Consider the following 11,131-nt stretch of genomic DNA (forward strand, 5'->3'; position numbering starts at 1 on the left):
CCCTACAAATCCAATTTCCCATCCGACAATTCACTCAAACTACATTCGTCAATTTTTTCAACATAGCGATTTGACATGAATTCATACCCTTTAGCATTCGGATGAAAGAAATCCGTATGGTACACTAAGTTTTCATTTCCAACAAAAAGGTCGCTGACAGGTATGAAACAGGCTTTGCCATCCATTACTGCCTGAATTTCAATCGCTTCGTTCCAGTCTTCGATAATTGTTTCAAATTCATACGCTTCATCCGTAACAATTGAAAGCGGATTGTAAAGCCCGCCAATAACGATGACTGCATCGCCGTTCAAACCTCGGATGATTTTAAAGATTTCATCTAAACGATTTTCAAATTTTCCTAATTCAATATAAAACGGTTTCGCTTTTAAATTGAATAAGTTCGCTTTTACGACTTTCATAATATCGTTGCCACCGATCGTCATATAAATGACATCGGCCTTTTTAACTTCCGATTGTATCTCTTCGTCTTCCAATTGCTTTATAAGCTGATCACTTCTTCTGCCTTTCTTTGCCAAATTTTCAGCTTCAATTTCTTTTACACCTTTCCATGCACCCATCGCGGTCGTCATTCTGCCAAAATATCCGCTCCTTTTATATTCGTCGCCTACCCCTTCTGTCAAAGAATCACCAAGGCCAACGACATTAATTAACTCTGGAACGAAATAATTCGGAACATGAAATTGGGTAAAGGATGTTTTTTCTCGATTAGCAAATGAGGCAGGTCCAGCTACCTTATCGCTTTGACAACTGGCTAACAACATTGAGAAGACGACCAAAAAAAGTACTCTTCTCATCATTAAAATCCCCTTTTTTATATCTGAGAATCGGACGAACACATTCTTTCTTCATTATAGACTGTTCACTATAAAATTCGTTGTTCAGCACATGCAATTAATCAGTCGGTATAATACATAAAACCGATTGCGCCTTCTCCTGTATGTGTGCTAATAATAGGAGACGTGAAAGAAAACTTTATGTCCTTCCAGCCTGATTCCTCAATTAATTTCTTTAGCGGCTCAGCCATTGACAGCCCATGCGCATGAGAAATGCCAACAGACTTAATAAGTTTACCTGCCGTCTCTTCTTTGAATGCTTTAAAGAGATGTGCCGCCACTTGTTTATGGCTGCGTGCTTTTCCTACTGGCGTATACACACCGTCTTGCAAAGTGGCAATCGGTTTTATATTTAGCAAAGAACCGATCATTGCTTTCCCTTTACCGATTCTGCCGCCCTTCAGCAAGTTATCAAGCATATCTACCACTACATATAATGACGTATTGTTTCGAATCGTTGTTAAACGATCGACGATTTCCTCTACACTTTTTCCTTCTTTCGCCATTTTGGCAGCTTCTAAAACTTGAAATGTCAATGCATGGGAAATATACATCGAATCGATCACCGTTACATTCGTGTCTGTCATTTTGGCAGCTGCTTCGGCAGATTTGACCGTTCCGCTCATGCCTCCAGTCATATGAATCGAAATAACTTCACTTCCGTCTGCTCCTAAACGGTCATATAACTCTTTAAAAACTCCGGATGCAGGCTGCGAGCTTTTAGGCAGTTCTTCACTCTCTTTCATCATTTCCAAAAACATTTCAGGTTGAATATCAATCCCATCCGAATACGTTTTCCCATTGATTTGTATTGAAAGCGGTACGACATGAATGTCATACTCCTCGAGATAATCTTCAATTAAGTCTGCTGTCGAGTCTGTAACGATATGGATTTTCTTCATTAATTAGCACTTCCTTAAAAATTATGAGGGCAGTTCCCTCCGCTTTTTTGAAAACTGATGTAGCTCTTTACCTACTATAATGGCAATACACTATTATGCATAGCCAATAAGGTTGAAAGCTCCCATTTTATATTAGTATAATAAATGAAAAGGAGGTATGGATATGGTAGATGCATTTGATTACAAAAGCTCGAAAGAAGAATTATGGAATGCCATCACTCATGGAATCGGCTTCCTTTTAAGTATTCCTGCGCTTGTTTTATTGATTTTAGCAGGTGTCAAAAAAGGAGACCCACTGTCCATCGTCAGTTTCACCATTTTCGGCGTCACGATGGTTATTTTGTTTTTAATGAGCACATTGCTGCATAGTATGCCGGCCAAGTTGAAAAGATTGTTTTCAATTTTTGATCATTCGGCAATCTACCTCTTAATCGCTGGAACCTACACACCATTTGTATTAGTTATCATTGGCGGAGCATTAGGTTGGACACTGTTCGGCATCATTTGGGGCCTATCCATTGCAGGGATTTTATTCAAAGCATTTTTCATTCATCGCTATGAATTCGTATCCCTCATTTTTTACATCGTTATGGGTTGGCTCATCCTGTTCGGTATTAAACCGCTTTACGAAAATTTGCATATGGCCGGCTTTATTCTTTTAGTTGCTGGAGGGGTGCTTTACACTGTCGGCGCGATCTTTTACGCCTGGCGCAAACTTCCATATAATCACGCAATCTGGCACTTGTTCGTACTGGCAGGAAGTGCGGCAATGTATTTTAGCGTTCTTTTATACGCTTGAACGAAGCAATGCAATGAAGCATTCAAAAAACAATTTAAATGTAAAGGCCTGGCCAAGCAACTATGACCAGCGCCTTTTTCACTTTACAACTGTTTCGTTTAATCCTTCTACTCTCTTTCATAAATATGGTAAGAAAAAGGAATGCCTTCCTCAGTAAAATGATCTTCGGATTTAGATACGATCTTCCAATCTTCTTCATACGGCGGAAAAAACGTATCGCCTTCGTATTCATGCCGAATGACCGTGATGTACATACGATCTGCCATATCCATTACCAAATTAAATATCTCCGTGCCTCCAATTACAACGACTTCATCTGAATACTCCATGCCACGCGCAATCGCTTCATTTACATCACTGAATACTTCAATTCCATCGGCTTTGTAATCTTCGTTTCTCGTCAAGACGATATTCAATCTGCCGGGCAGCGGTCTGCCTATCGATTCAAACGTTTTCCTGCCCATTACGACAGCTTTGCCCATCGTCATTTTTTTAAAGTATTTCAATTCCTCAGGGATATGCCATGGCATTTGATTTTCATACCCAATCACTCGATTCAAATCATGCGCGACAAGTAATGATAACAATCTCATCGTCCTTTCATACCGCGATAGGTGCTTTTATTTTTGGATGAGGGTCATATCCCTCTACTTTAATATCTTCATACGTCATGTCAAAAATCGATTTCCCGTCTTCGATTTTTAATGTAGGCAACGGTCTTGGCTCCCTTGAAAGCTGCTCTTTCACTTGTTCGACATGATTCGAATAAATATGGCCATCGCCAATTGTATGGATAAATTCACCTACATCGTACCCACATTCTTTAGCAATTAAATGAACTAACAGAGCATATGAAGCAATATTGAAAGGCACGCCTAAAAATACATCCGCACTTCTTTGATATAACTGACATGACAGCTTGCCATCCGCCACGTAAAATTGAAAAAGCGCATGACATGGCGGCAATGCCATATCTTCCACTTCAGCTGGGTTCCAAGCTGAAACAATATGCCGTCTTGAATCCGGATTTCGCTTAAGGCCGTCTATAAGGTTTTGAATTTGATCGACCGATCCTTCGGGTGATGCCCATGAACGCCATTGCCGGCCATAAATCGGGCCTAAGTCACCGTATTTTTCTGCAAATTGTTCATCCGAAAGGATACGTTTCTTATATATATCCATTTGTTCACGATAAATAACAGCAAATTGCTCATCTTTTTGACTTCGTCTTCCAAAGTCCGACATGTCCGGGCCGTCATATTCGTCACTTTCGACATAACGCTGGAATCCCCACTCATCCCAAATCGGATTGCGATCTTCTATGAGCGTTTTTACATTCGTGTCCCCTTTTAGGAACCAAAGCAGTTCAGATGCTATTAAACGGAAAGCAGTTTTTTTCGTTGTTAGTAAAGGAAAACCTTGCTGTAAATCAAAACGCATTTGATAACCAAACACGCTAATCGTGCCAGTGCCTGTACGGTCTTCCTTTACAGTCCCATTCTCAAGAATATGTTTACATAAATCCAAATATTGTCTCATTGATTCATCCCCCTAACACTTAATGACAGTATAACAAAACACCGCCTGATATGTCTTTGAACATCCAATTCGGCGGTGTGATTTTTGAAATATAAATGACAATACTTTGAGTACTAAGTATTTCTTATCGAATTATGACTTAATAGAAGTCACAGTGTTAAATTTCTATGCTGTTGGCTTCTTCAACTGCTTTTGTTCGTCATAAAGGATATAGATTTTCTCCTACAGCTATGTGGATCACGGTGTAATATCAAGAAGATACATTGCTAAAAGAAACATGAATAATATACATGATTCGTAAAAGACAATACTATTTATTATTAGTTTTGCTTGGAAATCATACTAATTATTTCTGTTGGTCTATAAGCAATTTATTTTTCTATCTTTGTTGATTTCTTGTTTGTGAACAGCACATAGACAATGTTTATAATAAATATTATGAATGCAGCAGTTAAAAAGCCGAGTATAGAGGGTATTGTTGGTCCGAGTATGTTGGGTCCAAGTAGTAAGCTTATAATAGATGCAAAAACAAACATGCCCCAACCAATTATAATAGGACGCCATCGTTCTTTATTTTTCATCAACACGATAAAATCCCCTATTCCTATAAACTTTTTCACATAATGATTCTTAATACTAACTCTCTGTTACCGTAACTGTGTTTCCCATGTCAACATTTCTTGAAAAGATCCGAGTGAAATTTCATCAATCGAATTGTTGTAGCATTGGGACATTTATTTCTTTATCAAAAGTGGCGGTATACAAATCAATGAAATTATTGTGAAAAGCACCCATATACCTAAGGGATAGCCATGAGAATAGTTGTAAGAAATATATCCAATACACAATAACAGAAAAAAAAATAACAATGATAAAATAAGTTATCCGTTCCTTACTGCTCATTTTTTTCCTCCATTTGCAATTACCAATTCTATATTTTTTGTTCCATAAAGAGCGTCTCTGGCAACATTTGCTTTGTGAGGTGTAATAAAGTATGTAACTAATATATAAATTTGACCTACCATAGGTACCGAATTGCCTATAATTTTAAAACTTTTCTATAAACTATAATACCAGAAGACCGGACTTGGCTGCATTTCATGAATCCAGAGTATTTCGAATCAAAATCATTCGTGTTAATTTCTATTTTATCTGTCGTTTTATTATTAAATCAAGAAGATTATTGACGTAACTGGAGAAAGTTTAAAATTTGCCAACAAGGTTTCAGCAAATATTTCGGTTTCCTAACGCAATTCATCTTCGTGACCTTCCGTTAATACACAGGCCACGATTGTTTCGGAATGTACATCTAATCCGGCACAACTTTTAATTAATACATCCATTCTAAACACTCCCGATACAGTAAGATCACAAACAGTGAGTGAATTTGAAACTAAGCATTTTTCTGTACGTAGTCATCCTTCCGTAGAAAGAGCTAACAAAGGGTTGATCACCAAATTTACTCAAACAGTTTTATTTACAGGGGCGAACCACCATAAAAAGCCACGTCCTACAAACTGTTTGTGTCAATTACAGTATTCACGGAGTGAGCTTATTTTCATGCATGGGTTGGGAGTGGCAGCTTATGATTGTTTTATTTAATAAACGATTATTTCACTGTATGGTATAATTTCAATATTTCATACATATAGAAAGGAAGATTGCATGTCCAAAGTGTCTACTGTTTATATACGACCGCTCATCCTCTCAGATGCTGCTGAATTACTTAGTTTAGAGGAAAGAAATCGAGACTTTTTTAAAGGCTATTCCATCACTCGGCCGGAAAATTTCTGGACATTGGAAACTCAAAAAGCTTTAATTGAAAAATGGGAACAAAACATAAAAAAGGATTTGGAATATCGATTCGGGATTTTTAAAAGAGAGGATGATCATCTCATTGGAACGATTGGCCTGTATCAAGTTTTTCGTGGACCACGTGAAAGTGCGCTGTTGGGCTACTCTTTGGATCAAGGTGAAAATGGCAAAGGGTATACGACTGAAGCGGCTAAGTTAGTAGTAAATTATGCGTTCGATGTACTAAATTTACACCGAATTGAAGCGGGGGTTATGCCTGACAACATAGGTTCCATTCGTGTGTTGGAAAAGGCTGGTTTTCATAAAGAAGGAATAGCTATAAAAAACGTGAAAATTAATGGTTCTTGGGAAGATCATCAAATGTTAGCGATCATTAATCCGAATCACTAAACTTGTAATCAATATTTTTTAATCAATCTCTATATCACTCATTTGAGTGGGATAGAGATTGTTTCTTGTGTCTTGAACGTACATTTAAGCTCCTAAACACTCATCTATATAGCTTATGCCATATTCCGAGTTAGCACATGCAATAGCGCAATGCCTTTTTGTTAGCATTCAAACAATCGATTTGTAAATGCTAACAGGAGGTTTGATCACTTCGATACATAATTAACTGCATCATTAAAATAAATTGGGAAATAAAGCACTCTTTGTAAAGTAAAAAATGTATTACAAAAAACATAGAAACAGATTTATCATCATTCCACTTTATAAGATTAGGTTTCTAAAAAAGTATTTACATTGATACTATAAGAATTGTTATCATAACCTGCAAATCCATTAAAAAATGTGCGATCATTAGAGGAAAAATCCTTTTCGTTTTTTAAAACATAAGTGCTAAAACTACTGTCACAGGAAAAAATGCGATAGCTCGCCATTACATAAACTGCCATTCAAAAATCAACGGCAAGGCAATATGTTGAAATGCTAAAGCAAATGAAGCTATGAATATTGCAGACCATTTACTTTTCAATAATATTTGTAACCTCCGTAGTGCATATCCAATATAAAGCGGCGCTTCAACTGCTGCAATGGAAAAGGGCATTAACAATAATCCAACTAGTACAGCCCTAACGATGCTTCGCCTACCTGCAGTACCTTAATTTTTCGTTTACTAATCGTACCGTCCTTTACTAAGTACATCATTTCCAAAACCTCTCCGTAATCTACTGACCTTTTCAATGTTTCAGTACATGCATTCCCCTCCTTATTCTCAACATAGAGAATAAGTATTCGTATGTAAAGGCGAATAAAAAGCGCACATCCCATACGGAAAGTCACTCATTCTCAACCATTCAGACGAAAAGCCTACCTTTATTGTCCAAGCCATCTATATGCACATGAATACCCTACTGTTAGAAAGGGGTGATAAGATGACCACAAACGATATAGTAACAATTGGTTCTAACTGTATTATTAAAAACGGTGACCGATTTTTCCTATTAGCTGAAATAGAAGCTAAAGTTCCTGGAGTTGAAATCGACCCCATCGTTATTACACGTATTACAGAAGAACAGGCAGAAAAGTTATTAGCGGGTGGATTACACCTTTGCCGAATCCAAAACCAACCTCCTGTGGCGCCTCCGGGATTTGAAGTAGAGTTTAAGTGTATCTTCCAAGATAACTGTAGAGCGTTCCAAATATTTGACGTAGAAAACGGTACAGACGAAGCCGTTCTTGTACGAATCTCATTAGAAAAGGCATGTCAAGAAGTAGCGAATGGAGCTCGTCGTTGTACTGTAATTAGTAGACCATTTGTTTAGTACAAACTATAAGCTTCCATTTCGAGGATCAAAAAAGCGCCCTTATCCATCAAGGAAAGGGCGCTATTTCAGATATAAGTAGTCTTTTCGGTTAAAAATAACCTTACTTTCCGAAACCTTTTATGTTCAATGTAAGTTAGTCATCTGATTGAATTTGCGATTTGAAAAAGAGTTTCTTTAGAATTTTGACCAAAACTTTTTTTATCAAGTATTAAAATATATTCAAACGAATCTTTTTCGAACAGTCCTACGTCATGTGGGCGATGGAAACATTCGCAGACGAGAACCTTGGTGTGGTCGGGAAGACAATCGGCTTGTTTAGAAGGAACGTTATTACTCCACTGAAACGTATGTTAAAAGCTAGTGGCTATAAAGTGAAAGACCATCGGGCAGACAACCTGCTTTCCATCACATCCACGGGAACATTACGACTGTTTTCCCAGCACGTACCGAGCCATCACATATAATGCCATCCATATCATTAACCGGTGAATCTTCACGCCACCAGGTCAGCACTTGTTTTTGTTTTATCGAGAAAGGCTTAAACTTGAACGACGCCGGCTTCTTCTTAAACTGTTTTCGTTCGGTCATGAAAGAGAAATACTTACCCTTCGTCTGTGTCTGCAGCAGCATCGCCCCACACCTCCGAAGTCGTAGCGTTCAATGCTTCATGGAAACCATCGTCTTCATACTCTTCCAGCTCATTTGCCCCGAAGCTTTAATGTGACAATTTCAAGCTTCACTTCCTCGACTTCACGCTTGAATTTGTCAGGGAATAGATCAAAGTATTTGGATAGCATTTCAAGGGATTTCATCTTGTCAGCTAACTTGACAGATATGCAGTCTTTTCCTTTCTTCACCTCAGTAATGATGGTTCCGTCAACTTCATCCGAATGTTTAAACTTCAGATAACTCACCTTGTAAGTGATCGGCTTGAAATTATCATCCAACATTACTTCGCCAGTTTCCGGATTCCTTTCGGATTTCTCAATGGTTCCGAATTCAACATAGTCGGTCACGTCTGCAAATGCGATCTGAATATATTTATTTAGTACATCCATCGCATCGATGAATACACCCTGTTGCATCTCACCTTTTAGCCTTTTTAATTCTGCAGCAACCTTAGCATTTCTTAGCAACCGACTTCCTTCAACATGTGCACTATGCCTTGAATATCCTGCCTTAATTGCTGACATCGTTGCGTTGAAGCTTTTAATGTAGTAAATACAAAAAAGCCGTTGTTTATCGGTTAAATCATCGGACTCTACAACAGGCTCGAATTGCTCTTTTTTTGGTTGCATCCTTTTCGTGGGGGTTGCAACCTTTTGTGTTTTGGTTGCTTCCTTTTTAGGAGCACCTCTCGTCCACGGATTGCTGTCTTTAGTATCCCTGCTTTTACGACTTTTCAATGTCCCTAACTTCACATCATGTTTTTCTGCCAGAGCGGCCAGTGTGATCTTACTCGTTTCCCATTCCTTCCGGATATCATCCCAATTAATCATCTACATGCACCTGCCACCTCCATATTTAAGTGAAAACAAAAAGCACCTCACAAATTAAAGTGAAGTGCTTAACTAATTAAACATCCAATTCCTGAATGTCGCCGTCCGGATAGATAATGTAACTCTTTAACACCATGCCAGAACCAAGCGTTTTAGCATCGTGCTCTTCGCCTCTGACATGTTCGCGAATCTCTACAGCTAAAAGGCCGCCTGTTGCATTAAGCCACGTAGTCGTATTACGAGTGAAGTTAACAATGAAATGAACCTCATCATCCTTCATATATTCCTTCTGGTAAGACAAGGCATATTCTTCAATGTCGATACTCTCGGCAATGGATGTTTTTCTCCACTTTCCTGTTTGATCGTTTCTGACCTTAGTAGGCTTGTCCTTGACAGCAGCTTTGAAATCCTTGTCACTCTTACCGATAATTTTATCTTTTTCTTTTAAATCGTCCCAAGTAGTATCTGCTTCCGTTTTAGTCTCATCGGTTTCAACACGAGCTTGATTTTTTCCTTCGACAGCAGATTCATCGTTTGTAGAATTATACACTTCTTCTGCATTGACTTCAGGTGTTTTTTCTTTAGGTGCCGCTGTTTTCGGTTCATTTATAACATTCACTATAGCTCCAACGACTCCAAGGAAAATTACGGTGAATAAAATAATTAACGGTATAAGTACTTTTTTAGACATTGCCATCCCCCTTACATTTGATTATAAGCAATATGACCTAAAAAGAGAATACTCATTTACCTAATGGTCATTTATTTCACAGAAATAGTTTATCAAACGAGAAATAAATTGCTGCTAACATGACTAATGTTGCTATTAAATTTCTAATGGCTGCTGGAACACGAATTAAACTTAGTAATAAATACGGAATTGCATAAGCTATTCCAATAATTAATATTAAGACAACCAGTTGTCCTGCGAGATGGTTCATTACATCTCTTGCTGCATCCGGAATCATAATACACCTCCACGCTATATATATCGAGCGCAAAAGTGATATTTAAATAATATAGGGGCTTTAGGAGGGATTCAGCTGCTCGGGCGCACCCCCTCTTTTATTTCTCCCCCTCATATATACAGACTTCGTATGACAAGCGTATGACATCGTATATTTTTCTTGTAATTTCAATATTAATAAAATTCACTGTTGACACGTATATTTTATACGTGTTATAATAAAGGTAACGAAAGGGGGAGAACAAAAATCTCATCAAGAGAAATCATAAAGATACTTAAGGAAGATGGATGGTACATAATAAGAGTGGTTGGAAGTCATCATCATTTCAAACACCCCACCAAAAAAGGAATTGTTACCGTACCCCATCCAAGGAAAGACTTGAAACAAGGAACATTAATATCAATACTAAAGCAAGCGAGACTCAAATAGTCTTGCTTGCTGAGGAGGTTAATATAAATGGCTAAATATTTATTTCCCGCTGTTTTCGATCCCGGAACTGATGGTTCAGAAGGATTTACAGTTACATTTCCGGATCTGCCCGGCTGCATCACTGAAGGTGTAGATATGGATGAAGCAATCCATATGGCTAAAGATGCATTGGAAGGGTTTTTATATGGTATGGAAGAAGATGGAGAAGAAATCCCTGCACCTTCCCATCCAAATAACATACACCTTGCCAAAGGGTGCTTCTTAGTGTTTATTGAGGCATGGACTGACTATATTCGCGATGAATTCGAGAATAAATCTGTGAAGAAAACTTTAACCATTCCTAAATGGTTAAATGATGCTGCAGAAAATGAAGGAATCAATTTTTCTCAGCTACTTCAGTTTGCTTTAAAAAATCGTCTTGGTATAAGAAGAGATCACTGATTTATTGGGGCTGTCCAGAAAGTCAGTGAAAACTGATTTTCTGTGATAGTCCCTTTCTGGTTGGAGAATAAATGGGGAACCCCTGACAACCGTCGCTTTCCGTTCCAGGCGCACGC

The 11,131-nt window shown here is 38.1% G+C and carries 13 protein-coding genes and 1 pseudogene; 6 read left to right on the plus strand and 8 right to left on the minus strand.

What is annotated here, in order from left to right; genetic code table 11:
• Positions 1–2 precede the first annotated feature (2 nt).
• Both WFH04_RS14670 and WFH04_RS14675 read right to left on the minus strand, forming a co-directional pair.
• Positions 3–815, minus strand: a complete 813-nt coding sequence (locus WFH04_RS14670; protein WP_336824804.1) for a GDSL-type esterase/lipase family protein — start codon at positions 813–815, stop codon at positions 3–5.
• 101 nt (positions 816–916) lie between these two features.
• Complete coding sequence (locus WFH04_RS14675; protein ID WP_336824805.1) at positions 917–1,756, minus strand: DegV family protein; 840 nt, start codon at positions 1,754–1,756, stop codon at positions 917–919.
• A gap of 163 nt (positions 1,757–1,919) precedes the next feature.
• Between WFH04_RS14675 and trhA the strand changes: the two genes are divergently transcribed.
• Positions 1,920–2,555, plus strand: coding sequence for a PAQR family membrane homeostasis protein TrhA (gene trhA, locus WFH04_RS14680; protein WP_336824806.1), 636 nt, complete (start codon positions 1,920–1,922; stop codon positions 2,553–2,555).
• A 107-nt stretch (positions 2,556–2,662) separates the two neighbouring features.
• Here the strand turns inward: trhA and WFH04_RS14685 are convergent, their stop codons facing one another.
• Together WFH04_RS14685 and WFH04_RS14690 are read right to left on the minus strand one after the other, a co-directional pair.
• Positions 2,663–3,142: a dihydrofolate reductase gene (locus WFH04_RS14685; protein WP_336824807.1), complete on the minus strand. Its 480-nt coding sequence runs from the start codon at positions 3,140–3,142 to the stop codon at positions 2,663–2,665.
• 13 nt (positions 3,143–3,155) lie between these two features.
• Positions 3,156–4,094, minus strand: coding sequence for a thymidylate synthase (locus WFH04_RS14690; protein WP_336824808.1), 939 nt, complete (start codon positions 4,092–4,094; stop codon positions 3,156–3,158).
• A 1,665-nt stretch (positions 4,095–5,759) separates the two neighbouring features.
• Between WFH04_RS14690 and WFH04_RS14695 the strand changes: the two genes are divergently transcribed.
• From WFH04_RS14695 to WFH04_RS14705, 3 genes and pseudogenes are all read left to right on the plus strand, one after another.
• Positions 5,760–6,299, plus strand: a complete 540-nt coding sequence (locus WFH04_RS14695; protein WP_336824809.1) for a GNAT family N-acetyltransferase — start codon at positions 5,760–5,762, stop codon at positions 6,297–6,299.
• Positions 6,300–7,285: 986 nt separating this feature from the next.
• The gene (locus WFH04_RS14700; RefSeq protein ID WP_336824810.1) at positions 7,286–7,675 is read left to right on the plus strand and encodes a hypothetical protein; all 390 of its coding nucleotides are present in this window, start codon (positions 7,286–7,288) and stop codon (positions 7,673–7,675) included.
• A gap of 242 nt (positions 7,676–7,917) precedes the next feature.
• Positions 7,918–8,112: pseudogene (locus WFH04_RS14705) on the plus strand (PBSX family phage terminase large subunit); the annotation flags it as partial.
• Here WFH04_RS14705 and WFH04_RS14710 read toward each other — a convergent pair.
• The 4 genes from WFH04_RS14710 to WFH04_RS14725 form a co-directional block, all read right to left on the minus strand.
• A complete protein-coding gene (locus WFH04_RS14710; protein WP_408020194.1) occupies positions 8,084–8,308 on the minus strand; it encodes a hypothetical protein in 225 nt (74 codons plus the stop codon). The pseudogene WFH04_RS14705 and the gene WFH04_RS14710 overlap by 29 nt on opposite strands.
• A gap of 68 nt (positions 8,309–8,376) precedes the next feature.
• The gene (locus WFH04_RS14715; RefSeq protein WP_336824811.1) at positions 8,377–9,177 is read right to left on the minus strand and encodes a terminase small subunit; all 801 of its coding nucleotides are present in this window, start codon (positions 9,175–9,177) and stop codon (positions 8,377–8,379) included.
• Between the two features lie 76 nt (positions 9,178–9,253).
• Entirely contained in the window at positions 9,254–9,868 is a 615-nt protein-coding gene (locus WFH04_RS14720) for a hypothetical protein (RefSeq protein WP_336824812.1), read from the minus strand.
• Between the two features lie 76 nt (positions 9,869–9,944).
• Positions 9,945–10,145: a hypothetical protein gene (locus WFH04_RS14725; RefSeq protein WP_336824813.1), complete on the minus strand. Its 201-nt coding sequence runs from the start codon at positions 10,143–10,145 to the stop codon at positions 9,945–9,947.
• 246 nt (positions 10,146–10,391) lie between these two features.
• Here WFH04_RS14725 and WFH04_RS14730 point away from each other — a divergent pair, with 246 nt between their 5' ends.
• Together WFH04_RS14730 and WFH04_RS14735 are read left to right on the plus strand one after the other, a co-directional pair.
• Positions 10,392–10,574 (plus strand): type II toxin-antitoxin system HicA family toxin, encoded by a 183-nt coding sequence (locus tag WFH04_RS14730; protein ID WP_336824816.1) that lies wholly within the window; start codon positions 10,392–10,394, stop codon positions 10,572–10,574.
• 27 nt (positions 10,575–10,601) lie between these two features.
• Positions 10,602–11,015, plus strand: a complete 414-nt coding sequence (locus tag WFH04_RS14735) for a type II toxin-antitoxin system HicB family antitoxin (RefSeq protein ID WP_336824814.1) — start codon at positions 10,602–10,604, stop codon at positions 11,013–11,015.
• The last annotated feature ends 116 nt before the right edge of the window (positions 11,016–11,131 follow it).

Source organism: Sporosarcina sp. USHLN248, assembly GCF_037144575.1.
GTDB classification, from domain to species: domain Bacteria; phylum Bacillota; class Bacilli; order Bacillales_A; family Planococcaceae; genus Sporosarcina; species Sporosarcina contaminans.